Below are 24,375 nucleotides of genomic sequence, written 5' to 3'. Positions count from 1 at the left end.
TCGGTGGTGGTCACGCGGACACCTCCGCACTGTCCACAGTGCTCTCCTCTGGGACCGCCGCGGCAGCGGTGTCGTGCTCGGCGGCCCACCGGACGGACTTGACGATGTTCTCGTAGCCGGTGCACCGGCACAGCTGGCCGGAAATCGCCTCGCGGATGTCCTCTTCGGACGGATCGGGATGGTGGTCGAGCAGCCAGCGCGCGGTCAGCATCATGCCCGGCGTGCAGAACCCGCACTGCAGGCCGTGGCATTCGGTGAAGCCCTGCTGCACCGGGTCCAGCCCGGCGGAGTCGCCGAGCCCCTCGACGGTGCGCACGCGGCGGCCGTCGGCCATCACCGCGAGGACCGTGCACGACTTGACCGGCGCCTCGTCCAGCCACACCACGCACGCGCCGCAGTTGGACGTGTCGCAACCCCAGTGCGTGCCGGTCAGGCCCAGCTCGTCGCGCAGGAAGTGCACGAGCAGCAGGCGGGGTTCGACGTCCCGCGTGTGCTGCTGCCCGTTGACGGTGACCGTGATCTCCATGTGTTCAGGCCTCCTGGCGGTGGTTGCCGTGCCAACGGGTGCGGGCCCGGTGCAGCGCGCGGACGGTGAGGACCTCCGCGAGGTGACGCTTGTAGTCGACGGGACCGCGCTGGTCCGGAACCGGTTCGCAGTGCCGCGCGGCGATCCGGCCCGCCTCGGCGAAGCGCTCGTCCACCGCCGGTCCGCCGAGCAGGTACTCCTCGGCCTCCGGCGCGTGGAAGTTCGGCACCCCGAGCGCGGTGAGCCCGATGCCGACCGAAACCAGTTGCGTGCCTTCGATCCGCAGCTCGGCGCCGGCCGCGGCGACCGCCCAGTCCCCCGCCCTGCGCTCGACCTTTTCGTAGGCCGACGCGGACGAGGAGATCGGCACGCGCAGCTGCACGAGCATTTCGTTGTCCCCCACCACGGTCTGGTAAGGACCGGTGAAGAACTCACGAACCGGCACGACCCGGCGCCCGCCGGGTCCCTCGATCACCGCCTCACCGCGCACGGCGGCGAACGCGGCCGACAGGTCCTCGGACGGATCGGCCTGGCACAGCGAACCGCCGACCGTTCCGCGGTTGCGCACCACGGGATCGGCGATCACCCGCTCGGCGTCGTGGAAGATCGGGAAGTGCTCCCCCACGACCGCCGAGGACAGCAGATCGGCGTGACGCACCATGGCGCCGACGCACAAAGTGCCGTCCTCGACGCTGATCCGGGCCAATTCGGACAGGTCGTTGATGTCGATGAGCGCCTGCGGCTGGGCCAGGCGCAGCTTCATCATCGGGATGAGACTGTGCCCGCCTGCCACGATCCGGCTCTCCGGACCGAACTTCGTCAGCAGACTCAGTGCGTGGGCCACGCTCGTGGCTCGTTCGTACTGGAACTGCGCAGGTACTTGCATGCGCCCTCCCCGGGCATGGATTTTCGGCACAGGGTGCACCCGGTGGGGGAAACCGACAATGGCCGATTAAGGGATCACTTATGTAGGCTGTTCAAGTGATTCGGACCGGTGTGAGATGACGCTCGGTCAGCTGAGTGCCTTCGTCCTCGTGGCCCGGCTCGGCTCGGTCACCGACGCGGCCCGGACCCTCGGTGTCAGCGAACCCGCTGTGTCCCAAGCGCTCGCCGCGCTGCGGCAGCACCACGGCGACAAGCTGATCGTGCGCACCGCCAACGGTATGACGCTGACGCCGGGCGGCAGCCGCCTGCTGCCGATCGCCACACAGATGGTAGCCCTCGGGGCGGATGCCGATGCGGCCGTTCGGGAGGCCAATGGCGTAGCCGAACGGATGCACGTCGTGGTCACGAGCACGATCGCGGAGTTCGTCGCGGATCCGTTGCTCGAAGCGTTCATGCGCCGAACGGGCCAGTCGGTGGACGCGTCGGCGGGGCTGGCCCAGGTGGCGGAAATGCCGGTGCTGGTCACAAACCGGCTCGCCGACGCCGCGCTCGGGCCGCGCCTGGAGGGTGGCGTGGAGAGCGAGCCGGTGTTCCGATGCAACATCGTCGCCGTTGCGGCGCCTGGGTTCCGGCCTCGCGGCGGCCCGGCGCAGTGGCCGTGGCTGGTGGACCCGTCGGGCGCGGACCCGGGCAGCGGGACGGCACAACTGTTGCGCCGCATGGCCGTTCCGGAATCGGCCATCCGCGTCTTCCCCAACCAGACGGCGGCGTGGTCGGCGGCGGCCAATGGCAGCGGGGTGTCGCTGGCCTTCGAGCACCTGGTGGCGCCGCAGCGGCGCAGGCACGAACTGGTCGTGCTGCCGACGCCGGTCACCCCGCGGACGGAGTACTGGCACCTGACCACGTTGCCGCACAACCGGTGTTCCACCGCGGCGAACTCGTTGCGGCACTTCCTCGGCACCCCGGCGGCGATGCAGGTGATGCGCGCACCCGGCGCCGGGGTGCCGCCGTCCCGCTTCCGGCCACCGGTCTACGTGACCATCTGGAGCTGACGGCGGCCCGTGTCAGCCGGCGACCGCGGACGCCGCGATCGCCTCCACCACCGCCTGCTGCCCCTGCTCGGTGTCGACCATCAGAACCTTGCCGCCGTCGAGGATGCGGCGCACCGTCTTGACCCCCACCATCGGGGCAGGCACATCGGTCGTCGTCGTGGCCCTGGTCGTGGTGGGAGGCACGGGGCCGTTCACGGAGACGCTGTAGCACCGCCCGTCCGACCGGGCCGGAGACTGCGCCGGCACCTCGGGCGGGCACAGCGTCAGGTACTCGTACCGCGCGTCACCGCTCCACTGGCGGACGGTCAGCCCGGCCGGCGCGCGCAGGCTGCGCAGCATCGAGTGCACCGGCGTCGGCACGAGGCGGACCGACCGCGCGATCTGCAGCATGTTGATGTCCGGGATCTGCCAGGCCTTGGTCAGCACCGAGACCACCCGGTCCGGCGCGATGCGGACCTTCGCCTGCGATCCCCCGCCCGCCAGATCCGTCACGATGCCCGACTCCCCGACGTCGGCGTCCGGGAAGTCGCCGACGCTGATCTCCAGGTAGTTGCCGTAGTAGCCGTTGTACCGGCCGCTCGCGGCGCTGCCGGAGACGGTCCAGCTGCTCAGCTCGAACCCAGACGGCAGCTCGCCGACCGTGAACGGCAACGCGGGCGCGGGCACCGGGAGGTCGGTCGCCCCCGCGGCGGCCTCGATCGACTCGGGTTCGTTCGAGGGGCGCAGCACGGTCATCCCGGCGCCGACCCCGGCGATCACCACCGCCACCGCGGCCGCCGCGCCGGCGATCCGCCGCTGGGCGCGCCTGCGCCGGATCCGGCCGTGCGCCCCGGCGAGCACCGCGTCCGGATCAGGAGCGAGCGCCTCCCGGGTCTTCAGCGCTTCCCGCAGATTCCGCATTTCGGACATGGTCAGGCCACCTCCATCTCGGCGCCCAGGCGGACCCGCAGCACGGACAGGCCGCGGGAGATGTGACTGCGCACGGTACCCACCGCGCAGCCGAGTACCGACGCGATCTCGTCGTCGTCGCGGTCCTCGTAGAACCGGAGCACGATGGCGGCCTGCTGCGACCGGCTCAGCCCCGACAGCAGTTCCTTCAGCTGCGCGCCGTCGGCGATCCGGCCGGCCGGGTCGGCGGTGTGCGGCTCGCGGAACCACGTCGGGTCCGCGACCGACCGCACCGCGCGCTGGTACCAGCGGCGCCGCCACGACAGGTGCCCGTTGACGACCATCTTCCGCAGGTACAGGTCGGGCCGGTCGGTCTCGGCGACCCGGGCCCACTTCTCGTGGGCCCGCACCAGCGCCTCCTGCACGAGGTCCTGGGCCAGGTCCGGATCCCCGGTCAGGACCGCCGCGAACCGCACCAGCCCCGGCAGCTGCTCGCGGGCGAAATCGTCGAAGTGCACGAAGAGCAGATGCTCGCACCACGGGTGGCGGTTGCAGCCGGACCGCACTTTTCCCGGAAAGTGCGGTCCGGGTCACACGATCAGGCCGCGGCGGGCACCCACAGGGCGTCGATCTCCTTCTCCGCGGTGGCGAGGCTCTGCTCGAACAGCGGGATCAGGTCGGCCATGGCCGGGTTCTGCGGCGCGAGGGTCAGCTCGGCGGTGATCACGCGCGGTTCGAGACCGGTCAGGGACAGCCCGTGCGGCAGCCACGGCTCGGCGTGGTCCCAGCCCTCGCGCGGGGTGCCCGGGCCGTAGCCGCCGCCGCGGCTGGCCAGCACGATCAACTCCCGGTCGCCGAGCAGCCCCCGCGCGGTCTCCGGGTCGAACGCCAGGCCGGGGACGATCAGGTGGTCGACCCACGCCTTCACCTCGCTCGGCGGGCCGTAGTTGTACAGCGGCAGGCCCAGCAGCACGGTGTCGGCCGCCTTGATCTCGCCGATCAGCTCCTCCATGCGCGCCCAGGCCGCGGCCTGGGCTTCGGTGTGCTGCGCCGGCGGCACCATGCGGGCCGTGTTGCCTGCCTCGCCGAGGTGCGGAACCGGGTTCCGGGCGAGGTCCCGGTAGGTGACGGTGCCCTCGGGGTGCGCGGCGCGCCAGGCCTCCGCCGCACGAGCGGTCAGCTTTCGGCTGACGGACTCCTCGCCGCGGATGCTCGAGTCGATGTGCAGTAGGTGTGCCATGTGTGGTTTGCCCTTCAATATTGATTGGTGTTACGCAAATTATCTATAGCACACCGATAGCCGCTTCGGTTGGGTAAAGTGACGAGGTGGCCTCCCTGCCGGTTGTGAACCAGCCCGCGCACCGGGTCGGCGCGTTGATCGACCACCTGGCGCGCCGGCTGCGGCTGCGCTCGGAAACCGTGCTGGAACCGCTGGGTCTGCGGCCGCGGCACCTGCTGGCCCTGACCCTGGTGCGCGACCGGGACGGGATCTCGCAGCAGACGCTGGCGAGCACGCTGGAGATGGACGGGACGAACGTCGTCGGCCTGCTCAACGACCTGGAGCGCGAGCAGCTGGTCGAGCGGCGGCGGTCGCCGGAGGACCGCAGGCGGCACACGGTCTCGCTGACGGAGGCCGGGGCGAAGACGCTGGCCAAGGCGGAGTTCGCGCTGGCCGCCGTGGAGGACGAAGTGTTCTGCGCACTCGACGGAGACCAGCGCGAGACCCTGTACCGGCTGCTGCAGACCGCGAGCAACGGCGAGCAGCCCATCTGCACCGAGACGATTCCCGACTGCTGACCCACCCGCCGCGACGGCCCGCGCGAGCTGCTCGCGCGGGCCGCCCGGTCGCTACTCCCGGCTGAAGCGGAGCACCTCACCCTCGTCGGCGACGAGCGTGAAGCCGGCCGCTTCCAGCACCCGCACCGAGGCCGGGTTGGCGCGCTCCACCTGGGCCGACACGCTCCGCACCTCGGGCGAGGTGAGCGCGAACCCGGTCAGCGCGACCGTGGCCTCCGCGGCGTACCGCCGTCCGCGGCGGCTCGGCACGATGCCGTAGCCGATCTCCACGACGCCGTCCTCGGGCGGCCAGAACAGTCCGATCGAACCCACGACGAGCCGGGTGGCGCGCTCGACGACCAGGTGGTGCCCGAACGCGGCGAGCCAGTCCGGGCGCTCGGCGAGCAGCCCGGCGATCACGACGTCGCCCTCGGCGGGGAAATCGCCAGCCCAGTCCGGGCGGCGATCACCGGCTCGGACGGCGGCGGCCTCCGCTCCGGTCCACGGGCGCAGCAGAAGACGATCAGTGGTCAAGAGCAAGGAGAACTCCTGGTGAGAGAAAACGGGCAGGCGAAGGACGGCCGCTGACAGCCATATTCCTCGACCTCCCGAAGTCACCAGGTGCCGCGAAAGCTAGCAGCGCCGGGATGATCTCCGCGAGCGAAATATTCAGGGAGCGAGCCGCCGCACGAGCCCGTCGGCCAGCAGGCGCCCCCGGAAGGTCAGCACACACCGCTGCTTCCCGGCGAACGCGGCGGCGTCCAGCAGCCCCTCGGCGACCGCGGCCTCGGCCTCCCGCGCCCCGTCGGCGGTCAGCGCGGACACCGGCAGCCCCTCGGCGAGCCGCAGCTCCAGCATGATCCGCTCGAAGGCCTGCTCCTCGGGCGTGAGCACTTCGCGATCGGCCTCGGCCGAACCACCGGAAGCCAGCGCCGCGGCGTAGCGCGCCGGGTGCTTCACGTTCCACCACCGCACCCCGCCGACGTGGCTGTGCGCCCCCGGCCCCGCGCCCCACCAGTCGCCGCCGCGCCAGTAGCCCAGGTTGTGCCGGCACGCGGCCGCCTCCGAGGCCGCCCAGTTCGACACCTCGTACCAGCCCAGCCCGGCCGCCGCCAGCACCGAGTCGATCAGCTCGTAGTCCGCCGCCAGCACGTCCTCGTCCGGGGCGGGCAGCTCACCGCGCCGCACCCGCCGGGCCAGTGCGGTGCCGTCCTCGACGATCAGCGAGTACGCCGACACGTGGTCGACCCCAGCCTCCAGCACGGCGTCCAGCGAGGCACGCAGATCCGCGGTCCGCTCTCCTGGCGTGCCGTAGATGACGTCGAGGTTCACGTGCTCGAAGCCCGCGACCCTCGCCTCCTTCGCGGCGGCCACCGGGCGGCCCGGTGTGTGCGTGCGGTCCAGGATCTTCAGCACGTGGGAGGCCGCCGACTGCATCCCCAGCGAAATCCGCGTGTACCCGGCCTCGCGAAGCCCGGAAAAGAACTCCGGCGACGTCGACTCCGGGTTGGACTCCGTGGTCACCTCGGCCCCGGGCGCCAGCCCGAAGGAGTCGCGCACCGCGTCGAGCACGTCGGCCAGCCCCGAAGCGCCCAGCAGCGACGGGGTGCCGCCGCCGACGAACACCGTCTCGGCCGCCGGCGCGTTGCCCAGCGCCCGCGCGCCCAGGTCCAGCTCGCGCCGCAACCCCTCCAGCCACGACTCGGGCGACGCGCTCGTGCCCAGCTCACCGGCGGTGTAGGTGTTGAAGTCGCAGTAGCCGCAGCGCGTCGCGCAGAAGGGCACGTGCACGTACACGCCGAAGGGCCGCGTCCCGAGCCCGGCCAGCGCGTGCTCCGGCAGTGCGAACGCCACCGGGGCGGAAGTATCACTCACGGTTCCCAGTGTCCCTGATCCAACTCGCGCGCCAGTCTGCCGGAGATTTTTTCAGCGTGATGCGTATCCCAGCATGCGGAGCGGGCTGGACCACATCGTGAGCAGCGTGGCACGCTGATCCCGTGACTTATGCCGGAGTGCTCCTCGTGGTGCGTCGCCACGTCGACTTCCGGCGTGTCGCCAGCGCCCTGTGCCGCGAAACGAACTGACGCCGCCACCGCCACCCAGCTAGGACCAGCGGGCGCCGTCACGCCGCGGACTGCCAAACCCCCACCACGGGCTTTGACCAGGGCATTTCCGTGCGCGCGGCGCCTTCGCGAGAGCCCCGGAAGGACTCGAACATGGCTTCGCCGACGCGCGACAACCCTGCCGCCGCCCGAACCCCGCGCGCCCGGCAGCGTCGTGGTGAGGGCCAGTGGGCCCTCGGCTACCGGGAGCCGCTGAACCCGAACGAGCGCTCGAAGAAGGACGACCACCCGCTCAACGTTCGATCGCGGATCGAAAACATCTACGCGCGTGGCGGCTTCGACTCGATCGATCCGGGCGACCTCCGTGGCCGGTTCCGCTGGTACGGCCTCTACACCCAGCGCAAGCCCGGGATCGACGGCGGCCGCACCGCGACGCTGGAGCCGGAGGAGCTGGACGACGAGTACTTCATGCTCCGCGTCCGCATCGACGGTGGCGCGCTGACGACCGAGCAGCTCGCGATCGTCGGTGAGATCTCGCAGACCTACGCGCGCGACAGCGCGGACATCACCGACCGGCAGAACGTCCAGTACCACTGGATCCGGATCGAGGACATGCCGACGATCTGGGAGAAGCTGGAAGGCGCCGGCCTGACCACCATGACCGCGTGCGGCGACAGCCCGCGCGTCATCCTCGGCTCCCCGGTCGCGGGAATCGCCGCGGACGAGATCATCGACGGCACCCCGGCGATCGACGAGATCAAGCGCCGCTACCTGGGCAAGCCGGAGTACGCGAACCTGCCGCGCAAGTTCAAGACCGCGGTGTCCGGGCTGCCGGACGTGGCCCACGAGATCCACGACGTCGCGTTCGTCGGCGTGCGTCACCCCGAGCACGGTCCCGGTTTCGACGTGCAGGTCGGCGGCGGCCTGTCCACCAACCCGATGATCGCCCAGCGGCTGGGCGCCTGGGTGCCGCTCGACGAGGTGCCTGAGGTCTGGGAAGGCGTCATCAGCATCTTCCGCGACTACGGCTACCGCCGCCTGCGCTCGCGCGCGCGGCTGAAGTTCCTGGTCAAGGACTGGGGAGCGGAGAAGTTCCGCCAGGTGCTGGAGGACGAGTACCTGAAGCGCAAGCTGATCGACGGCCCCGCGCCGGAGGCGCCCGCCGTGCAGCACGACCACGTCGGCGTGCACCGGCAGAAGGACGGCAAGTTCTACGTCGGCGCCGCGCCGATCGGCGGCCGGGTGTCCGGCTCGACGCTGATCAAGGTCGCGAAGGCGGCCGAGCGCGCCGGCTCGAACCGCGTGCGGCTCACCCCGCTGCAGAAGCTGCTGGTGCTCGACGTCGCCGAGGAGGACGTGCCCGGCCTGCAGGCGGAGCTGGCCGAGCTGGGCCTGCCCACGAACCCGAGCCCGTGGCGGCGCGGCGTGATGGCCTGCACCGGCATCGAGTTCTGCAAGCTGGCGATCGTCGAGACCAAGCAGCGCGCGAAGGACCTGGTGACCGCGCTCGAGGAGCGGCTGGCCGACATCCAGGACCAGGTGGAGAACCCGGTCACGGTGCACATCAACGGCTGCCCGAACTCGTGCGCCCGCATCCAGACCGCGGACATCGGCCTCAAGGGCCAGATCGTGACCGACGACGACGGCAACCAGGTCGAGGGCTTCCAGGTGCACCTGGGCGGCGGGCTGGGCCTGGACGCCGGGTTCGGCCGGAAGTTGCGCGGCCACAAGGTGACCGGCGACGAGCTGATCGGCTACGTCGAGCGGGTCGTGCGCAACTACCTGGGCCAGCGGGAAGAGGGCGAGCGCTTCCCGCAGTGGGTGGCCCGCGCCGACGAGGCCGATCTCCGATGACGGCACAGGAACGAGCGACGCCGTTCCACTGCCCGTACTGCGGCGACGAGGACCTCCGTCCTCAGGAAGACGCAGCGGCGCGCAGCGCCACCGTTGAGGGTGGCGGTGGGCGACGGGAGGGCGACGGAGCCTGGCTTTGCGGCGCGTGCCGCCGCGTCTTCACCGTCAAGTTCATCGGGCTGCGCTTTCCGGAAGGAGCGAGCAAGTGACCACCGCGACGAGGACCGAAGAACTGAAGGCACTGGCGGAGAAGGCGTCCGCCGAACTGGCCGACGCCACCGCGCTGGAGGCCCTGCGCTGGACCGCGGAGACCTTCGGCGACGACTTCATCGTCGCCTCCAACATGCAGGACGCGGTGCTCATCGACCTCGCCACCAAGGTGAAGTCCGATGTGGACATCCTGTTCCTGGAGACCGGCTACCACTTCGCGGAGACGATCGGCACCAGGGACGCGGTCGCGACCGTGTACCCGGACGTGAAGATCGTCAACGCGGCCGCCGAGCAGACCGTGGCGCAGCAGGACGCCGAGTACGGCCCAAAGCTGCACGAGCGGGACCCGAACCTGTGCTGCCACCTGCGCAAGGTGGTGCCGCTGCGGAAGACGCTGTCGAACTACTCCGCGTGGGTCACCGGCGTGCGCCGCGTGGACGCCCCGACGCGGGCGAACACCCCGATCGTCACCTGGGACGACCGCAACGGCCTCGTCAAGGTCAACCCGATCGCGCCGTGGACCGACGACGAGTTCAACGCCTACATCGACGAGCACGGCATCCTGCAGAACCCGCTGGTCGGCGAGGGCTACCTGTCGATCGGCTGCGCGCCGTGCACCGCGAAGGTGGCGCCGGGCGCCGATCCGCGCAGCGGCCGCTGGGCAGGCAAGTCCAAGACCGAGTGCGGCCTGCACGCGTAGGGAGAGGGAAGTGACCACAGCCGCGACCGACGCCGCGACCGACAACCTGGCGGCGCTGGAATCCGAAGCCATCCACATCTTCCGGGAGGTGGCCGGCGAGTTCGACCGGCCGGTGATCCTGTTCTCCGGCGGCAAGGACTCGACCCTGCTGCTGCACCTGGCGATCAAGGCGTTCTGGCCGGCGCCGGTGCCGTTCCCGCTGCTGCACGTGGACACCGGGCACAACTTCGACGAGGTCATCGCGTTCCGCGACCACGTCGTGGAGAAGTACGGCCTGCGGCTGATCGTCGCGAACGTGCAGGACTGGATCGACGACGGCCGCCTCACCGAGCGTCCCGACGGCACCCGCAACCCGTTGCAGACCCAGCCGCTCCTGGACACCATCACCGAGCACAAGTTCGACGCGGTGTTCGGCGGCGGGCGCCGCGACGAGGAACGCGCGCGGGCCAAGGAGCGGATCTTCAGCCTGCGCAACGCGTTCGGCCAGTGGGACCCGCGACGGCAGCGTCCCGAATTGTGGAACCTGTACAACGGACGGCACCGTCCGGGGGAACATGTGCGGGTGTTCCCGCTCTCCAACTGGACCGAAGCCGATGTGTGGAACTACATCGCGCGCGAGAAGGTGGAGCTGCCCTCGATCTACTACGCCCACCAGCGCAAGGTCTACAAGCGCGACGGCATGTGGCTGACCGAGGGACCGTGGGGCGGTCCGCGTGACGGCGAAGAGGTGAAGGAGCTGACGGTGCGCTACCGCACGGTCGGTGACGGCTCCTGCACCGGCGCGGTGGAGTCGACGGCCTCGACCGTCAACGAAGTGATCGCCGAGGTGATGGCGAGCCGGCTCACCGAGCGCGGCGCCACCCGGGCCGACGACCGCCTGTCGGAGGCCGCCATGGAGGACCGCAAGCGGGAGGGGTACTTCTGATGAGCTCGTTGCTGCGGCTCGCCACAGCCGGGAGCGTCGACGACGGCAAGTCGACGCTCGTCGGCCGTCTGCTCTACGACACCAAGTCGGTGCTGGCCGACCAGCTGGACGCGGTCACCCGCGCCAGCGTCGACCGGGGTCTGTCCACTCCGGACCTGTCGCTGCTCGTCGACGGCCTGCGCTCGGAGCGGGAGCAGGGCATCACGATCGACGTGGCCTACCGCTACTTCGCGACCCCGAAGCGGTCGTTCGTGCTCGCCGACACCCCCGGCCACGTGCAGTACACCCGCAACACCGTCACCGGCGCCTCCACGGCGCAGCTGGCCGTGCTGCTGGTCGACGCGCGCAAGGGCGTCATCGAGCAGACCCGCCGCCACGCCGCGGTGCTCGCGCTGCTCGGCGTGCCGCGCCTGGTGCTCGCGGTGAACAAGATCGACCTGGTGGACTACGACGAGGAGACCTTCCGGGTCATCGCGAAGGAGTTCACCGACCACGCCACGTCACTGGGTTACGCCGAAGGATCGGTGCTGGCGATCCCGGTGTCCGCACTGGTGGGTGACAACGTGGTGGAGCGCTCGGCGCACACCCCGTGGTACTCCGGCCCGACGCTGCTGGAGCACCTGGAGACCGTCCCGGTCGCGCCCGACCCACACGACGCGCCGTTCCGCTTCCCGGTGCAGTACGTCATCCGGCCGCGCACGCCCGAGTACCCGGACTACCGCGGCTATGCGGGCCAGGTCGCGGCGGGCACGGTGCGCCCCGGCGACGAGGTCGTGGTGCTGCCCGCGGGCCTGCGCACGACGGTCGAGCGGATCGACACGCCGGACGGCGAGCTGGCCGAGGCGGCCGCGGGCCGCTCGGTGACGCTGGTGCTGGCCGACGACCTGGACATCGCGCGCGGTGACGTCATCGCGGCGGCGGGTTCGGCCCCGGTGGCGACCGACGAGCTGGACGCCACGCTGGCCTGGCTGTCGGAGAAACCGCTGCGGCCGGGCGCCCGCGTGCTGGTCAAGCACGGCGCGCGCACGGTGCAGGCGTTCGTCGACGAGCTGCTCTCCCGCTTCGACGAGCAGAAGCTGTCCACTGTGGACTACCCGGAGACGCTGCAGCTCAACGAGATCGGCCGCGCGAAGGTCCGCGTCGCGGAACCGCTGCCGGTCGACGAGTACGAGGTCAGCAGGCGCACCGGCGCCTTCCTGGTGATCGACCCGGCCGACGGCACCACGCTGGCGGCCGGGATGGTCGGTGCGCCGCTTCCCGTGCTGCGCAGCGACCGGGACGTGGTCTCCCCCGGCCCGTAACTCCCCATCCCCCAACCGAAAGGTCCGTCCGTGAAAACTCGTGTTCTGGCTCTGGCAGCAGTGGCGTTGTCCGCATTGGCAGTGGTGACCGGGTGTTCACGGGCGGACCGATCGGAGGACTCGGCGACGGCGACCGATCAGGGCCCGGCGGCCGAGGTGCGGCTCGGGTACTTCCCGAACGTCACGCACGCGTCCGCGCTGATCGGGCTGGACCAGAACCTGTTCGCGCAGCACCTCGGGAACACCAAGCTGGTGCCGACCAAGTTCAACGCCGGCCCCGAGGAGGTCAACGCCCTCCTCGGCGGTTCGCTGGACATCGGGTTCATCGGCTCCGGCCCGGCGATCAACGCCTACGCCCAGTCCGGCGGCGAGGCCGTGCGGCTGATCGCGGGCGCCACCTCGGGCGGCGCGCAGCTGGTCGTGCAGCCGTCGATCAACACGCCGCAGGACCTGCAGGGCAAGACCGTGGCGTCGCCGCAGCTGGGCAACACGCAGGACGTGTCGCTGAAGAAGTGGATCGCCGACCAGAAGCTCAGCGACGTCAAGGTCCAGAACATCGACAACGCGCTGACGCTCGACCAGTTCAAGTCCGGCGCGATCCAGGCCGCGTGGCTGCCCGAGCCGTGGGCGTCGCGGCTGGTGCTGGAGGCCGGCGCGAAGGTCCTGGTCGACGAGAAGGACCTGTGGCCGGGCGGGCAGTTCCCGACCACCGTGCTGATCGTGCGCACCCAGTTCCTCAAGGAGCACCCGGCGACCGTCACCGCGATCCTGCAGGGCCTGCTCGACGCGAACACGCTCGCCGCGTCCGACCCGGCGAAGGCGAAGGCCGCGGTGAACAACCAGCTGCAGCAGCTCACCGGCAAGGCGCTCGCGACCGCCACGCTGGACCGCGCCTGGCAGGGCATCCAGCTCACCACCGACCCGCTGGCCGGGCAGTTCCCGCAGCTGGCCCAGGACCAGGTGACCGCAGGGGTGAAGGACAAGGCCCCGGACGTCGCCGGGTTCGCCGACCTCACCCTGCTCAACACCGTGCTCGCCCAGGCCGGGAAGCCGGCCGTCAGCGCGTCCGGCCTGGACAAGAAGTAGGAGGCTGTTCATGACCGCCACGCTGGGACGCCCGCCGGTGGAGCCCGCGACCGGGCACGCCGTGCGGTTGTCCGGGGTGCACAAGAGCTTCGGGCAGGGTCGCGACGCCGTGACCGCGCTCGCCGGGGTCGACCTCGACGTCGCGCCGGGCGAGTTCGTCTGCCTGCTCGGCGCCTCGGGCTGCGGCAAGACCACCCTGCTGAACCTGATCGCGAACCTGGATCAGCCGAGCGCGGGTGAGATCGAGCTGACCACGTCCCGGCCGGCGGTCATGTTCCAGGAGGCGGCGCTCATGCCGTGGCTGACCGCGGCGGCGAACGTCGAGCTGCCGCTGAAGCTGGCCGGCATGGGCCGCGCCGAGCGCAAGACCCGCACCGGCGAGCTGCTGGAGCTCGTGCGGCTGTCCGGCGCGGGCGCCAAGCGCCCGCACGAACTGTCCGGCGGCATGCGCCAGCGCGTGGCACTGGCCCGCGCGCTGGCGTCGGCCACCCACACCGAAGACGGCGAGGAGCGCCCGTCGCTGCTGCTGATGGACGAGCCGTTCTCCGCGCTCGACGCCATCACGCGCGACGTGCTGCAGGCCGAGCTGCTGCGCATCTGGGAAGCGACCGGCACCGCGGTGGTGTTCGTGACCCACGACGTGCGCGAAGCGGTGCGGCTCGGGCAGCGGGTGGTGCTGCTGTCGTCGCGGCCGGGCAAGGTCGTGCAGCAGTGGCGCGTCGACGGGCTGGCCGGGCAGGACGAGGTGAACGCGGTGGACGTGATCAACCGCCGCCTGCGTGAGGTGATCAGCAGCCATGCCGCCGCTTGAGGGCTCGACCGCCGAACCGGACGCCGCGGCGGTCGAAGCGGGTCTGGACGCGCTCGACACGCCGGTCCAGCCTGCCGCGAAGAAGGGCGGCTGGGGCCGGTTCGTCCGGTCGGTGCTGCCGCCGGTGGTGTTCCTGGTCCTGGTGATCGCGGTCTGGCAGGCGTTGTGGGCGGCCGCGTTCTGGCCGGAGTACCAGCTGCCGGCGCCGCTCGCGGTGTGGGACGAGCTGTGGGGCCGGTTCACCAGCGGGGACGCGTTCGGGTTCGTGTGGACGTCGGTGCACCGCGCGGTGCTCGGGTTCCTCGTCGCCATCCTGATCGCGACGCCGCTCGGGTTGCTGGTCGCGAAGGTGAAGCTGGTGCGGGCCGGGATCGGGCCGTTCCTGTCCGGTCTGCAGAGCCTGCCGTCGGTGGCCTGGGTGCCCGCCGCGGTGCTGTGGTTCGGTGTCGAGCCGGCCGCGATGTACGTGGTGCTGCTGCTGGGCAGCGTGCCGTCGATCGCGAACGGCCTGGTGGCGGGCATCGACCAGATCCCGCCGATCCTGCCGCGCGTCGGCAAGGTGATGGGCGCGGGACGGCTGGCGACGGCCCGGCACATCCTGCTGCCCGCGGCGCTGCCCGGGTACCTCGCCGGGTTGAAGCAGGGCTGGGCGTTCTCGTGGCGGTCGCTGATGGCGGCGGAGATCATCGCGACGTCGCCGCTGCTGGGCAAGGGCCTTGGCGCCTACCTCGACGACGGCCGGTTCCTCAACGACATGTCGACCGTGATCGCGGCGATCTTCCTGATCCTGCTGGTCGGCGTCGGCATCGAGCTGCTGGTGTTCCGGCCGCTGGAGCGTGCCGTGTTGCGGGCGCGTGGGCTGGGGTCGCTGTGATCCCGCTGGTCGCCGTCGCGCACGGGAGCCGGGACCCGCGGTCCGCGGCGACCGTGCGGGCGCTGGTGGACCGGATCGCCGCGGCGGCGCGGGAGCTGGACGTGCGGGTGTCGTTCCTGGACCTGTCCGAGCCGCTGGTGACGGACGTGCTGCGGGACCTGGTGCGCGCGGGCCACCGGGAGGCGGTCGTGGTGCCGTTGCTGCTGGGCAGTGCCTTCCACGCGCGGGTCGACCTGCCCGCGCTGGTGGCGGAGGTGCCCGCGCTGCGGGTGACGATCGCCGACGTGCTGGGCGCGGACCTGGAGCCGGTGGCGTTCGACCGGCTGGCCGCGGTGGCGGACGTGACCGATCCCGGGCTGGGCGTGGTGCTGGCCGCGGTGGGTTCGTCGCGCGCCGCGGCGAACGAGGCGGTCGCGGCGCTGGCCCGGCGGTGGCAGTCGCGGCACGGTTTCCGGGCGGTGGCGGCGTTCGCGAGCGCCGCGAAGCCGGACGTGCCCGCGGCGGTGGCGAAGTTGCGGGCCCGTGGGGCGTCGCGGATCGCGGTGGCGTCGTGGTTCCTCGCGCCCGGGTTGCTGCCCGACCGGATCGCCGCGCTGGCGCGGGAGGCCGAGCCGTCGGTGGTGCTGGCGGACTGCCTGGCCGGTGATCCACGGGTGGCGTCGCTGGTGTTGGAGCGGTACGCCACCGCGTTGGCAGGTGCCGCCCGGTCGGCCTGACCCGTAACGTGGGTGGCGTGAAGATCCGGATCGGGGTTGGGCTGGGGGCTGAGACCTCGCCCGTGGAGTTGCCGGGGATCGTCGACCGGCTGGAGGCCGCCGGGGTCGACTCGGTGTGGTTTTCCGAGCAGGTGTACTCGGACGCGGTGGACCCGTTCGTCGGGATGGCGCACGCGCTGGCGCGGACTTCGTCGTTGAAGGCGGGCAGTTCGGTGGCGGTGCTGCCGGGGCGGCACCCGGTGCTGGTGGCGAAGCAGATCGCGTCGCTGGCGGCGCTGGCGCCGAAGCGGGTGCTGCCGGTGTTCGGCCTGCGCCCGGCGCGTCGCAGCGAGTGGCCGCTGTTCGACGTCCCGGCGGGCGCGAGGGCCGCGGTGTTCGACGAGTCGCTGAGGTTGCTGCGGGCGGCGCTGGCCGGTGCGGGCGATTTCGCGGGCGAGTTCTGGAAGCTGGAGGACGTCTCGCTGGGCCCGCGGCTGGAGCGCCCGGTGGACATCTGGCTCGGCGGGAGTGCGCCCGCGGCGTACCGGCGAATCGGCGAGTACGCCGACGGATGGCTGGGAAGCTTCCTGTCCCCTGCGGAAGCGCGACGGGCCCGCGAGGCCATCGAGACCGCCGCGGCTGCCGCGGGCCGCTCGATCGAGGCCGACCACTACGGGATGAGCCTGATGCTCGCCGAGGACGGCATCCCGGACGCCCTGGCCGCCACGGTGCGCTCCCGACGCCCGGACACCGACCCGGCGGACGTGATCGCCACGGACTGGGCGTCGCTGCACCGCCTGCTGGACGGCCACCTGGAAGCGGGCCTGACGAAGTTCGTGGTCTACCACCGGGGTGGGTCGCCGTTCGAGGCGTTCCTGGAGCGGTTCGTGGAAGAGCTGCTGCCGCGGCAGAACTGAGGTCTACGGGACCTTGGGGAGCAGGGGTTCGAGCTTCTCAGCGAGGGCTTGGGCGTCCACGCAAGCCTGCGGATCGCGAGGGCTAGTGACCAGTGCGACCTGCACCAAGGCGCGGGCGTGCTCCCCAACCTCGATGGCGATCGCGCACCCGCCGGTGGGAATGTCAGCCTGCAAGGCGTTCCGCCCGTTGACCGAAACCTCCGTCACGGCGTCGTTCGTCTCGCGGTACTCGCGGAGCCCCTGCACGGGATCCAGGGCAAGCCCGTAGGTGCCGAATCCGGACTTCGAAACGTCGCATTCGTTGCGACGGCTGATGTTCTCCCCGGGCCCGAATCCTTCCCCAGCTGTGAGTTGCTCCAGGACCTGACAGGCGTTGAGGCCGGCGAAGACATCAGCGCTCGCGGTGGCTGACGTCGGTGCCGGCGACGCCGTACCCACGACCGTGCTGGTGCAAGCGCCCGCGGCCAGCAACAGACACGCACCCGAGACGAGCTGGGCGATGCGAACGATGTTCGTCACTGGGCTTCCTGATCCTTGAACGTGGTCAATGCCTGGACCGCCGCCTCGTCCGAGGCGTCGTACTTGCTGATCGCGATCTCGATGGCTTCACGAAGCTACCGAGCATTCCTTCGCCGCCTGCAAGACTTCGACATGATCGCTACCGATTGGCCGTCGCAGCACCGCCTGCTGGACGGCCACCTGGAAGCGGGCTTGACGAAGTTCGTGGTCTGCCACCGGGGCGGTTCTTCGCGGGAGGCCTTCCTGGAGCGGTTCGTGGAGGAACTGCTGCCGCGGCAGAACTGAGGTCTACTGGACCTTGGGGAGCAGGGGTTCGAGCTTCTCAGCGAGGGCTTGAGCGTCCACGCAAGCCTGCGGATCGCGCGGGCTGCTGATCAGCGTAACCAGAACCAGTGCGCGTGCATGCTCCGCAACCTCGACCGCCACAGCGCACCCGCCGGTCGGGATATCCGCCTGCATGGCAGGCCGTCCGTTGATGGAAAGATCCGTCACGCCTGCATTCGCCTGGGCGAACTCGCTGAGCCCCTGTACGGGATCGAGCGCGAGGCTGTTGCCGGCTACCCCGGGCTTTGACGCATTGCACTCATTGCGCCGCGTCTTTTTTTCGCCCGGATTGTATCCCTGACCTGCGTTGAGCTGATCTAGAACCTGACAGGCGTTCATGCCGGCGAAGATGTCCGAATTCGCTTCGGTGGCAGTGGGCGCCGGCGAAGCCGTTCCCGGCACAGTGCTGGTGCAACCGGTCGTGATCACCGCGAGACACCCGACACCAGCAAGGGCCTGGGCGATACGAGCGTTGAGGGTCACTGGCCGTCCTGGTTCTTGAACGTGTTGAGCGCTTCGGTCGCAGCCTCTTCCGAGGCGTCGTACTTGCTGATCGCGATCTCGATCGCCTGACTGAGGCTACCGAGCATTTCCTGCGCCGCGAGGAACACCCTGACAAGCGACCGCTCGTCAGAGTCCATCGCCGCGAGAAAGTGCTTGGCGACCTGCGTGGCGTACTGGTCGTTTCCCAGCTTCGGTGCCTGCTGCAGAAGATAGAGCCGTCGACTGACGTCCATCATCCGGTCCTGCATCTGCGTCACCGCGCGCCGCAGATGCGTCCCCGTCTCCTCGTCGACCGCCCACTTGCCTGCCTTCGCGTCCGCCAGCATGCGCTTCGCGTCGGCGTGCATGGCGTTCAGGTTCTCCTCGCCGCCGAACACGCCTGCCAGCTGTGCGGCCCCCGTCGTCGCACCATTCTCAGCCACTGCCGTCCCTCCCCGTTCCGTTGCACCGTAGCGTGCCCGCTGACGCGCTGTCACCGGATCGTCCCGATGCGCAGCCGCTCACAACCGCGCTCCCCCGCCGCGCCGCCCGAACTACAGTGAGCCCGTGACTGATGAACTGGTGCATTACTCAGTGGCGAGTGGTGTCGCGACGATCACCCTCGACTCGCCGCACAACCGGAACGCCCTGTCGGCCCAGCTGCGCCGCGAGTTGTCCGCCTCGCTGGCCAAGGCGAAGGACGACGACGCCGTCCGGGTGATCGTTCTCACCCACACCGGCAAGGTGTTCTGCGCCGGGATGGACCTCAAGGAAGCCCGCGGCGCCGGGGCGGGTGACCAGGGCGTCAACGAGTTCCCCCGCATCCTCGAGCAGATCTGGACGAGCCCGAAGCCGGTCGTCGCCAAGCTGTCCGGTCTCGCGCGCGCCGGCGGCGTGGGCATGGTCGCGGCCGCGGACCTCGTGGTCGCCGCCAAGGAGGTCACCTTCGCCTTCTCCGAGGTCCGCATCGGCGTCGTGCCCGCCGTCATCTCGCTCACCGTCCTGCCGCGCGTCAACCCGCGCGCCGCGCAGGAGCTGTTCCTCACCGGGGACGTGTTCGACGCCGAGCGCGCCGCCGAGATCGGCCTCATCAACAAGGCCGTCGACGCCGACCGGCTGGACGAGGCGACCGACGCCTACGTCCGCTCCCTCACACTGGGCGGCCCGGCCGCGCTCGCCGCGACCAAGGAACTGCTCGCCAGCCCGCGCCCGGCCACCCCGGCCGACGGCTTCCCGGACATGCTCAAGCTGTCCGCGCAGTTCTTCGCCAGCGAAGAGGGCCAGGAGGGCATCCGCGCGTTCGGCGAGAAGCGCAAGCCGAACTGGGTCCCGCAGGACTAGTCGTCGGTGAGGGCGACCGTCAGCCGGCGGCTGTCGGCGCGGTCGCCACCCGGCGCCAAGGCTCGCTCGGCGTCCGACAGGACGCTGCGGATCGCCAGGTACGCCTTCGGGTCGGCGTCCTTGAGCAGGTCCGATCCGGCCCACACCAGGACGTGCTCGCCGTAGGGCAGCCACGACAAATCGGTCAGGCAGTCGTACAGCGCGTCCAGGTTGCGGCCGAACCAGTCCGGAAAGGACAAAGCGGACGCGATCGCGTCGAGGGCGGACATCTTGTCCGCGGGCCTGCTGCCGATGATGTGCGAGTAGGCGCCGCGCGCGCGGGCCTGCTCGACGATCGTCTGGGAAGAGGACATGGGGTTCTCGCTACTTCGACGGGTCGACCTGGACGAAGGAAGCGTAGTGATCACCGGTGTAGTACAGCTCGGTCTGCGCCCCGGTGATCAGCCGCCGGGCCCCGCGGTCCGCGCTGCCCGGCGTGGGCACCGTGTATTCCCGGTAGTAGCCGCTCTCCTTGACGGGGAGCCGCTTTTCCCGGTTCTCGAACACCGTTCCGTCGCTGCGGTACGGGAACGGCCCGCCGGCCTGGATGAGACGCCACGTCTGGCCCGCCTCGGCCGGCAGGCTGGACAACGCCGTGAGCCCACTCGCCGGCTCGGTCGACGTGGTGGTTTCGCGCACGATCCAGCCACCGAACACGAGCACGATGAGCCCGACGAGCGCGACGGTGATCCGCCTCCTGCTTGACACCAGCGACACCTTAGGACCGGCTCGAAACGTCCTCGTCGCGGCCCGGCCGCAACCACGCGGCCACCCGGTCGACGATCCGGTCGATCAGCCACGCGGCGCCGACGCACAGCGGCGCCAGCACGGCGATGACCAGCAGGAACTGCAACGGGAACCACAGCTGCGCAAGCCACAGCTCGGCGTTGTCCCACCAGGTCGCCAGGCCGTCGAACACCTGACCAGGGTACGCCAGGGGGCCCGGCGAGGTACGTTGCAGGCATGTTCGCCGTCTACGCCAGTGAACCGAACCCCGAAAACCCGCTCGACGCCCTCACCGTCGGCAAGCGACCGGAGCCGGAGGTGCCGTCCGGCTGGGTGAAGGTCGCCGTGAAGGCCGCCAGCCTCAACATGCACGACATCTGGACCCTGCGCGGGGTCGGGATCAAGCCGGACCAGTTCCCGATGATCCTCGGCTGCGACGGGGCGGGCGTGCTGGAGGACGGGACGGAGGTCGTCCTGCACTCGGTGATCAACGCCCCCGGCTGGCAGGGTGACGACACCCTCGACCCGAAGCGCACCCTGCTCACCGAGAAGCACCAGGGCACCTTCGCCGACTACGTGGTCGTGCCCGCCCGCAACGCCGTGCCGAAGCCGGCCGGGCTGTCCTTCGCCGAGGCCGCCACGATGGGCACGGCGTGGCTGACCGCGTACCGGATGCTGTTCGTGAAGTCGGGCCTGCGCCCCGGGCAGACGATGCTCGTGCAGGGCGCCTCCGGTGGCGTCTCGACCGCGCTGATCCAGCTCGGCCGCGCCGCGGGCCTGCGGGTGTGGGTGACCGGCCGGTCCGAGGAGAAGCGGGCCCTGGCCGAGCAGCTGGGCGCGCACCAGACGTTCGAGTCCGGCGCGCGGCTGCCGGAGCGGGTGGACGGCGTGTTCGAGACCGTCGGCAAGGCGACCTGGGGCCACTCGCTCAAGTCGCTGAAGCCGGGCGGGATCGTCGTGGTGTCCGGTTCGACCAGTGGTCCGGACCCGAGCGCGGACCTGCAGCGGGTGTTCTTCCTGCAGCTGCGGGTCGTCGGGTCCACGATGGGCACCCGGGACGAGCTGGAGGACCTGCTCCGCTACCTGGACCTGACCGGCATCAAGCCGCAGATCGGCAAGGAGCTCCCGCTGTCGGAAGCCGCCGAAGGGTTCCGGCTGATGCAGGAGGGGGAGACCGCGGGCAAGGTCGTTTTCACCCGCTGATAACGCCCTGACCTGCGCAGACGCCTTGTTGACATAGTGCCGATACCGGTTTGTGACCCACGTCTACTGAGCGGAACCCGAGATTTACTCGCTAATCTGGGTACATGACCGCAGTGCAGCGGGAAGTCGAGGCGGCGCCGGGCTCACGGCTCGCCGGCCCGGAAGTCGTCCGGGCCGGCCACCGGAGCTTCGCCGGCGTGCGCACCAGGGTGCTCGAAGTCGGTCCCAAACCGAAGCGCGGCACCGGAAGACTCGTCCTCCTGCACGGTTACTGCGACAGCGCTGACACCTGGCGCCCGGCGCTGGCGGAACTCGCCGCCGCCGGGATCCCCGCGGTCGCGGTCGACCTCCCCGGTTTCGGTGAGGCCGATCCCCTGCGCCCCGGCGCGATGCTGGCGCAGCTCGACGCGTTCGTGGCCGAGGTGGTGCGGTTCTATTCGGACCGCGGCAAGGTCGTCCTCGGCGGCAACTCGCTCGGCGGCACCATGAGCCTGCGCGCGGCCTGCCGCGAGGAGTTGCCGATCGCGGGTGTGGTGTCGATCGCCGCGCCCGGTTTCGTCGACTCCTGGCTGGTCCGGACCGTCGGGAAGTACCCGCTGCCACTGCGGCTGGCCGCGTCGCTGCCGTTGCCGGTGCCCGGGTTCGTGGTGCGGACCATCGCGGAGTTCGTGGTGCCGCGGCTGCTCTACGCCGACCGCGCCGCCGCCGACGTCGCTCACGTCGCCCGGTTCACCGGGCTGTTCCCGGACTTCCGCTCGACCACCACTCGTCTGGACCAGGCGCGCCAGCTGGTCGCCGAGCTGGCCGAGGCGTACGAGGGACTGGACGGCATCGAGGTCCCGCTGCTGGTCGTCGCGTGCGGCAAGGACCGCCTGGTGACCGCCGCCGCCGGACGGCGCCTGCACGCGCTGGTGCCGCACAGCAGGCTGATGCTGCGCGAGGAGTGGGGCCACTGCCCGCAGCTGGACGACCCGGTCGCGATCGCCGACCTGCTGAGCTACTTCCGCGCCGGTGTGCTGCACAAGAAGCCGCGCCGCCGCTCGGCCGCGCTCACGCAGAAAGCCGCCGCGGGCTGAGGCTGTCACATTCCGGCGCGCTGTTCCGTCAAGGAGGCAGAAACCCCGAACGGAACAGGAGTTCACCGTGGACGCTCGTCTGAACATCTTCACCAGCCCCACCGCGGGCAAGTTCGTCAAGCACCTCTTCGGGGCAGGCAAGGTGCTCGCCGAGTCGACGTTGCCCGCCCGTACACAGGAACTGGTGAAGCTGCGGGCCAGTCAGATCAACGGCTGCGGGTACTGCACGGACATGCACTTCAAGGACGCCGTGGCGGCGGGCGAGGAGCCGACGCGGCTCAACCTGGTCGCGGCGTGGCGGGAAGCCACCGTGTTCACCGAGGCCGAGCGCGCCGCACTGGAGGTGACCGAGGAGGGCACCCGCCTCGCCGACGCCGCGGGCGGTGTCAGCGACGAGGTGTGGGCCAACGCGGCCAAGCACTACGACGAGGAGCAGCTCGCCGCGCTGGTCGCCGCGATCGCGCTGATCAACACGTGGAACCGCATCAACGTCATCATCCGGAACCCGGCCGGCGACTACCAGCCGGGCCAGTTCGGCTGACTCGCCGGAAAAGCCCCGGGACCTTCGTAGGTCCCGGGGCGCGCCCCTCCCTAGTAACGTGATCCGGTCACACCCGGACGAGTGATTGGGAGGATCGGTGGCCGTACGCGAGCTGTTCCGGCGCAAACCCGTCGAGCAGATCGAGGCCGTGGAAGGCGGCGGGCTCCAGCGGACCCTGGGCCTGTGGCAGCTGACCGCGATCGGCGTCGGCGGGATCATCGGCGCGGGCATCTTCTCGCTCGCGGGCGCGGTGGCGAACGAAACCGCCGGGCCTGCCGTGCTGATTTCGTTCCTGGTGGCCGGGATCGCGAGCGCGGCGGCGGCGTTCTCCTACGCCGAGTTCGCCGGGCTGATCCCGCGCGCCGGATCGGCCTACACCTACGGTTACGCGGTCCTCGGCGAGCTCGTCGGCTGGCTGATCGGCTGGGACCTGCTGCTGGAGTACACCGCGATCGTCGCGGTGGTCGCGATCGGCATCTCCGGCTACTTCAACGACCTGCTGGGTTTCCTGGACATCCACCTGCCACTGTGGATGTCCGGCGCGCCGGGCACCGAACCGGAGGGCGTCGCATCGGGTTCGTACAAGGTGAACCTGTTCGCGGCGCTGCTGTGCCTGCTGATCGCGTTCGTCCTGAACCAGGGCATGCGCTCGGCGGCGCGGTTCGAGACGCTGCTGGTGTACCTCAAGGTCGCGCTCGTGGTGCTGGTGATCGTGGTCGGCGCGTTCCACGTCAACACCGGCAACTGGTCGGACTTCTTCCCGTTCGGTGTCAGCGGCGCGTTCACCGGAGCGGCGACGGTGTTCTTCGCGGTGTTCGGCTACGACGCGATGTCCACCGCGGCCGAGGAGTCGCGCGACTCGCAGAAGCACATGCCCAAGGCGATCCTGTACTCGCTGGGGATCTCGATGGTGCTGTACGTGCTGGCGTGCCTGGTGCTGACCGGGATGGTGCCCTTCACCGACATCGACTCCGAAGCCGCGTTCTCCAGCGCCTTCGAATCGGTCGGGCTGCGCTGGCTCGGCGGCGTGATCGCGGTCGGCGCGATCCTCGGCATCCTCACGGTGCTGTTCACGTTCCTGCTGGGCGCGACCCGGGTCGGGTTCGCGATGAGCCGCGACGGGTTGCTGCCCAAGTGGTTCTCCGGCACGCACCCGGTGAAGAAGGTGCCGAGCCGGATGACGTGGATCCTCGGCGTGGCGGCGGCGGTGATCGCCGGGCTGCTGCCGATCGGCGAGGCCGCGGAGCTGACGAACATCGGGATCCTGCTGGCGTTCGTGGTGGTGTGCGTGGCGGTCGTGGTGCTGCGGTACCGCCGCCCGGACCTGCCGCGCACGTTCCGCTGCCCGGGAATGCCGGTGGTGCCTGCGATCGGGGTGGCGTTCTCGATCTGGCTGATCACGTTCCTGCAGCCGGAGACGTGGCTGCGGTTCGCGGTCTGGTTCGCCATCGGCCTGGTGGTGTACTTCGCCTACAGCAGGCGGCATTCGAAGCTGGCGGATCACCACCAGAAGTAGGCGTACCCGGGCGCGCCGGGCATCCCGGCCGCGCCGCCTGCGCC

The 24,375-nt window shown here is 70.7% G+C and carries 32 protein-coding genes; 19 read left to right on the top strand and 13 right to left on the bottom strand.

Features of this window, described 5'->3' with window-relative positions:
• Window positions 1–10: 10 nt before the first annotated feature.
• The gene (locus AMY39116_RS0304880) at window positions 11–526 is read right to left on the bottom strand and encodes a (2Fe-2S)-binding protein (protein ID WP_020416581.1); all 516 of its coding nucleotides are present in this window, start codon (window positions 524–526) and stop codon (window positions 11–13) included.
• A 4-nt stretch (window positions 527–530) separates the two neighbouring features.
• Complete coding sequence (locus AMY39116_RS0304875) at window positions 531–1,412, bottom strand: xanthine dehydrogenase family protein subunit M (protein ID WP_027935647.1); 882 nt, start codon at window positions 1,410–1,412, stop codon at window positions 531–533.
• A gap of 115 nt (window positions 1,413–1,527) precedes the next feature.
• Here AMY39116_RS0304875 and AMY39116_RS0304870 point away from each other — a divergent pair, with 115 nt between their 5' ends.
• Entirely contained in the window at window positions 1,528–2,463 is a 936-nt protein-coding gene (locus AMY39116_RS0304870; RefSeq protein WP_020416579.1) for a LysR family transcriptional regulator, read from the top strand.
• A gap of 12 nt (window positions 2,464–2,475) precedes the next feature.
• Here AMY39116_RS0304870 and AMY39116_RS42220 read toward each other — a convergent pair whose 3' ends face one another.
• The 3 genes from AMY39116_RS42220 to AMY39116_RS0304855 all read right to left on the bottom strand — a co-directional run bounded on the left by AMY39116_RS42220 (window position 2,476) and on the right by AMY39116_RS0304855 (window position 4,591).
• Complete coding sequence (locus tag AMY39116_RS42220; protein WP_020416578.1) at window positions 2,476–3,372, bottom strand: hypothetical protein; 897 nt, start codon at window positions 3,370–3,372, stop codon at window positions 2,476–2,478.
• Between the two features lie 2 nt (window positions 3,373–3,374).
• The gene (locus AMY39116_RS0304860) at window positions 3,375–3,869 is read right to left on the bottom strand and encodes a SigE family RNA polymerase sigma factor (RefSeq protein ID WP_027935646.1); all 495 of its coding nucleotides are present in this window, start codon (window positions 3,867–3,869) and stop codon (window positions 3,375–3,377) included.
• 80 nt (window positions 3,870–3,949) lie between these two features.
• Window positions 3,950–4,591 carry an FMN-dependent NADH-azoreductase gene (locus AMY39116_RS0304855; protein ID WP_020416576.1) on the bottom strand — a complete coding sequence of 214 codons (642 nt, stop codon included), beginning with the start codon at window positions 4,589–4,591 and terminating at the stop codon, window positions 3,950–3,952.
• A gap of 86 nt (window positions 4,592–4,677) precedes the next feature.
• On the opposite strand from AMY39116_RS0304855, the gene AMY39116_RS0304850 reads away from it, so the two are divergent.
• Window positions 4,678–5,148 carry a MarR family winged helix-turn-helix transcriptional regulator gene (locus tag AMY39116_RS0304850; RefSeq protein ID WP_027935645.1) on the top strand — a complete coding sequence of 157 codons (471 nt, stop codon included), beginning with the start codon at window positions 4,678–4,680 and terminating at the stop codon, window positions 5,146–5,148.
• Between the two features lie 51 nt (window positions 5,149–5,199).
• On the opposite strand, the gene AMY39116_RS0304845 is transcribed toward AMY39116_RS0304850, so the two are convergent.
• Window positions 5,200–5,661 carry a GNAT family N-acetyltransferase gene (locus tag AMY39116_RS0304845; RefSeq protein WP_027935644.1) on the bottom strand — a complete coding sequence of 154 codons (462 nt, stop codon included), beginning with the start codon at window positions 5,659–5,661 and terminating at the stop codon, window positions 5,200–5,202.
• A 135-nt stretch (window positions 5,662–5,796) separates the two neighbouring features.
• Window positions 5,797–6,981 carry a radical SAM family heme chaperone HemW gene (hemW, locus tag AMY39116_RS0304840; RefSeq protein WP_020416573.1) on the bottom strand — a complete coding sequence of 395 codons (1,185 nt, stop codon included), beginning with the start codon at window positions 6,979–6,981 and terminating at the stop codon, window positions 5,797–5,799.
• A 143-nt stretch (window positions 6,982–7,124) separates the two neighbouring features.
• Between hemW and AMY39116_RS48040 the strand changes: the two genes are divergently transcribed.
• From AMY39116_RS48040 to AMY39116_RS0304795, 11 genes are all read left to right on the top strand, one after another.
• The gene (locus tag AMY39116_RS48040; protein ID WP_369794296.1) at window positions 7,125–7,211 is read left to right on the top strand and encodes a putative leader peptide; all 87 of its coding nucleotides are present in this window, start codon (window positions 7,125–7,127) and stop codon (window positions 7,209–7,211) included.
• Between the two features lie 132 nt (window positions 7,212–7,343).
• Complete coding sequence (locus tag AMY39116_RS0304835) at window positions 7,344–9,044, top strand: nitrite/sulfite reductase (RefSeq protein WP_020416572.1); 1,701 nt, start codon at window positions 7,344–7,346, stop codon at window positions 9,042–9,044.
• A complete protein-coding gene (locus AMY39116_RS45225; protein ID WP_084506014.1) occupies window positions 9,041–9,253 on the top strand; it encodes a hypothetical protein in 213 nt (70 codons plus the stop codon). The genes AMY39116_RS0304835 and AMY39116_RS45225 overlap by 4 nt, the downstream gene beginning before the upstream one ends.
• Complete coding sequence (locus tag AMY39116_RS0304830; protein ID WP_020416571.1) at window positions 9,250–9,954, top strand: phosphoadenylyl-sulfate reductase; 705 nt, start codon at window positions 9,250–9,252, stop codon at window positions 9,952–9,954. Before AMY39116_RS45225 ends, AMY39116_RS0304830 begins: the two co-directional genes overlap by 4 nt.
• 10 nt (window positions 9,955–9,964) lie before the next feature.
• Window positions 9,965–10,879, top strand: a complete 915-nt coding sequence (cysD, locus tag AMY39116_RS0304825) for a sulfate adenylyltransferase subunit CysD (RefSeq protein ID WP_020416570.1) — start codon at window positions 9,965–9,967, stop codon at window positions 10,877–10,879.
• Window positions 10,879–12,180: a sulfate adenylyltransferase subunit 1 gene (locus AMY39116_RS0304820; protein WP_020416569.1), complete on the top strand. Its 1,302-nt coding sequence runs from the start codon at window positions 10,879–10,881 to the stop codon at window positions 12,178–12,180. Before cysD ends, AMY39116_RS0304820 begins: the two co-directional genes overlap by 1 nt.
• Window positions 12,181–12,261: 81 nt before the next feature.
• Window positions 12,262–13,266, top strand: coding sequence for an ABC transporter substrate-binding protein (locus AMY39116_RS0304815; protein WP_020416568.1), 1,005 nt, complete (start codon window positions 12,262–12,264; stop codon window positions 13,264–13,266).
• A gap of 10 nt (window positions 13,267–13,276) precedes the next feature.
• Window positions 13,277–14,077, top strand: a complete 801-nt coding sequence (locus AMY39116_RS0304810; RefSeq protein WP_020416567.1) for an ABC transporter ATP-binding protein — start codon at window positions 13,277–13,279, stop codon at window positions 14,075–14,077.
• Window positions 14,064–14,951: an ABC transporter permease gene (locus AMY39116_RS0304805; RefSeq protein WP_020416566.1), complete on the top strand. Its 888-nt coding sequence runs from the start codon at window positions 14,064–14,066 to the stop codon at window positions 14,949–14,951. The genes AMY39116_RS0304810 and AMY39116_RS0304805 overlap by 14 nt, the downstream gene beginning before the upstream one ends.
• The gene (locus AMY39116_RS0304800) at window positions 14,948–15,667 is read left to right on the top strand and encodes a sirohydrochlorin chelatase (protein WP_020416565.1); all 720 of its coding nucleotides are present in this window, start codon (window positions 14,948–14,950) and stop codon (window positions 15,665–15,667) included. Before AMY39116_RS0304805 ends, AMY39116_RS0304800 begins: the two co-directional genes overlap by 4 nt.
• A gap of 17 nt (window positions 15,668–15,684) precedes the next feature.
• Window positions 15,685–16,563, top strand: a complete 879-nt coding sequence (locus AMY39116_RS0304795) for a TIGR03854 family LLM class F420-dependent oxidoreductase (protein WP_020416564.1) — start codon at window positions 15,685–15,687, stop codon at window positions 16,561–16,563.
• A gap of 3 nt (window positions 16,564–16,566) precedes the next feature.
• Here the strand turns inward: AMY39116_RS0304795 and AMY39116_RS0304790 are convergent, their stop codons facing one another.
• Entirely contained in the window at window positions 16,567–17,082 is a 516-nt protein-coding gene (locus AMY39116_RS0304790; protein WP_020416563.1) for a DUF3558 family protein, read from the bottom strand.
• 132 nt (window positions 17,083–17,214) lie between these two features.
• On the opposite strand from AMY39116_RS0304790, the gene AMY39116_RS45960 reads away from it, so the two are divergent.
• Window positions 17,215–17,367: a hypothetical protein gene (locus AMY39116_RS45960; RefSeq protein WP_235716060.1), complete on the top strand. Its 153-nt coding sequence runs from the start codon at window positions 17,215–17,217 to the stop codon at window positions 17,365–17,367.
• A 3-nt stretch (window positions 17,368–17,370) separates the two neighbouring features.
• On the opposite strand, the gene AMY39116_RS42215 is transcribed toward AMY39116_RS45960, so the two are convergent.
• On the bottom strand, window positions 17,371–17,889 hold the full coding sequence (locus AMY39116_RS42215; RefSeq protein WP_039791210.1) for a DUF3558 family protein: 519 nt from the start codon (window positions 17,887–17,889) through the stop codon (window positions 17,371–17,373).
• Window positions 17,886–18,332, bottom strand: coding sequence for a hypothetical protein (locus AMY39116_RS0304775; RefSeq protein WP_020416560.1), 447 nt, complete (start codon window positions 18,330–18,332; stop codon window positions 17,886–17,888). Before AMY39116_RS0304775 ends, AMY39116_RS42215 begins: the two co-directional genes overlap by 4 nt.
• A 124-nt stretch (window positions 18,333–18,456) precedes the next feature.
• Between AMY39116_RS0304775 and AMY39116_RS0304770 the strand changes: the two genes are divergently transcribed.
• A complete protein-coding gene (locus AMY39116_RS0304770) occupies window positions 18,457–19,230 on the top strand; it encodes an enoyl-CoA hydratase-related protein (RefSeq protein WP_027935640.1) in 774 nt (257 codons plus the stop codon).
• Here AMY39116_RS0304770 and AMY39116_RS0304765 read toward each other — a convergent pair.
• The 3 genes from AMY39116_RS0304765 to AMY39116_RS0304755 are packed head-to-tail and all read right to left on the bottom strand — an operon-like array spanning window position 19,227 to window position 20,188.
• The gene (locus AMY39116_RS0304765) at window positions 19,227–19,583 is read right to left on the bottom strand and encodes a barstar family protein (RefSeq protein WP_017981182.1); all 357 of its coding nucleotides are present in this window, start codon (window positions 19,581–19,583) and stop codon (window positions 19,227–19,229) included. The genes AMY39116_RS0304770 and AMY39116_RS0304765 overlap by 4 nt on opposite strands.
• Window positions 19,584–19,593: 10 nt before the next feature.
• On the bottom strand, window positions 19,594–19,977 hold the full coding sequence (locus tag AMY39116_RS0304760; protein WP_027935639.1) for a ribonuclease domain-containing protein: 384 nt from the start codon (window positions 19,975–19,977) through the stop codon (window positions 19,594–19,596).
• 10 nt (window positions 19,978–19,987) lie between these two features.
• Window positions 19,988–20,188, bottom strand: a complete 201-nt coding sequence (locus tag AMY39116_RS0304755) for a hypothetical protein (RefSeq protein WP_017981180.1) — start codon at window positions 20,186–20,188, stop codon at window positions 19,988–19,990.
• A gap of 44 nt (window positions 20,189–20,232) precedes the next feature.
• On the opposite strand from AMY39116_RS0304755, the gene AMY39116_RS0304750 reads away from it, so the two are divergent.
• The 4 genes from AMY39116_RS0304750 (at window position 20,233) to AMY39116_RS0304735 (ending at window position 24,331) form a co-directional block, all read left to right on the top strand.
• Window positions 20,233–21,198, top strand: coding sequence for a zinc-binding dehydrogenase (locus tag AMY39116_RS0304750; RefSeq protein ID WP_020416557.1), 966 nt, complete (start codon window positions 20,233–20,235; stop codon window positions 21,196–21,198).
• Window positions 21,199–21,302: 104 nt separating this feature from the next.
• Window positions 21,303–22,274, top strand: a complete 972-nt coding sequence (locus AMY39116_RS0304745) for an alpha/beta fold hydrolase (protein WP_020416556.1) — start codon at window positions 21,303–21,305, stop codon at window positions 22,272–22,274.
• Between the two features lie 67 nt (window positions 22,275–22,341).
• Window positions 22,342–22,815, top strand: a complete 474-nt coding sequence (locus tag AMY39116_RS0304740) for a carboxymuconolactone decarboxylase family protein (RefSeq protein ID WP_020416555.1) — start codon at window positions 22,342–22,344, stop codon at window positions 22,813–22,815.
• A 97-nt stretch (window positions 22,816–22,912) separates the two neighbouring features.
• On the top strand, window positions 22,913–24,331 hold the full coding sequence (locus AMY39116_RS0304735; protein ID WP_020416554.1) for an amino acid permease: 1,419 nt from the start codon (window positions 22,913–22,915) through the stop codon (window positions 24,329–24,331).
• Window positions 24,332–24,375 lie beyond the last annotated feature (44 nt).

Source organism: Amycolatopsis sp. ATCC 39116 (assembly GCF_000231075.2).
Taxonomy (GTDB): Bacteria; Actinomycetota; Actinomycetes; order Mycobacteriales; family Pseudonocardiaceae; genus Amycolatopsis_E; species Amycolatopsis_E tucumanensis.
Note: the sequence above shows the minus strand (reverse complement) of the source record. Positions and strands in the feature narration are given on the sequence as shown.

Coding starts and splice junctions, on each gene's coding strand:
- AMY39116_RS0304880 (WP_020416581.1), bottom strand. CDS start 526: ATGGAGATCACGGTCACCGTCAACGGGCAGCAGCACACGCGGGACGTC.
- AMY39116_RS0304875 (WP_027935647.1), bottom strand. CDS start 1,412: ATGCAAGTACCTGCGCAGTTCCAGTACGAACGAGCCACGAGCGTGGCC.
- AMY39116_RS0304870 (WP_020416579.1), top strand. CDS start 1,528: ATGACGCTCGGTCAGCTGAGTGCCTTCGTCCTCGTGGCCCGGCTCGGC.
- AMY39116_RS42220 (WP_020416578.1), bottom strand. CDS start 3,372: ATGTCCGAAATGCGGAATCTGCGGGAAGCGCTGAAGACCCGGGAGGCG.
- AMY39116_RS0304855 (WP_020416576.1), bottom strand. CDS start 4,591: ATGGCACACCTACTGCACATCGACTCGAGCATCCGCGGCGAGGAGTCC.
- AMY39116_RS0304835 (WP_020416572.1), top strand. CDS start 7,344: ATGGCTTCGCCGACGCGCGACAACCCTGCCGCCGCCCGAACCCCGCGC.
- AMY39116_RS45225 (WP_084506014.1), top strand. CDS start 9,041: ATGACGGCACAGGAACGAGCGACGCCGTTCCACTGCCCGTACTGCGGC.
- AMY39116_RS0304820 (WP_020416569.1), top strand. CDS start 10,879: ATGAGCTCGTTGCTGCGGCTCGCCACAGCCGGGAGCGTCGACGACGGC.
- AMY39116_RS0304810 (WP_020416567.1), top strand. CDS start 13,277: ATGACCGCCACGCTGGGACGCCCGCCGGTGGAGCCCGCGACCGGGCAC.
- AMY39116_RS0304805 (WP_020416566.1), top strand. CDS start 14,064: ATGCCGCCGCTTGAGGGCTCGACCGCCGAACCGGACGCCGCGGCGGTC.
- AMY39116_RS45960 (WP_235716060.1), top strand. CDS start 17,215: ATGATCGCTACCGATTGGCCGTCGCAGCACCGCCTGCTGGACGGCCAC.
- AMY39116_RS0304765 (WP_017981182.1), bottom strand. CDS start 19,583: ATGTCCTCTTCCCAGACGATCGTCGAGCAGGCCCGCGCGCGCGGCGCC.
- AMY39116_RS0304750 (WP_020416557.1), top strand. CDS start 20,233: ATGTTCGCCGTCTACGCCAGTGAACCGAACCCCGAAAACCCGCTCGAC.
- AMY39116_RS0304745 (WP_020416556.1), top strand. CDS start 21,303: ATGACCGCAGTGCAGCGGGAAGTCGAGGCGGCGCCGGGCTCACGGCTC.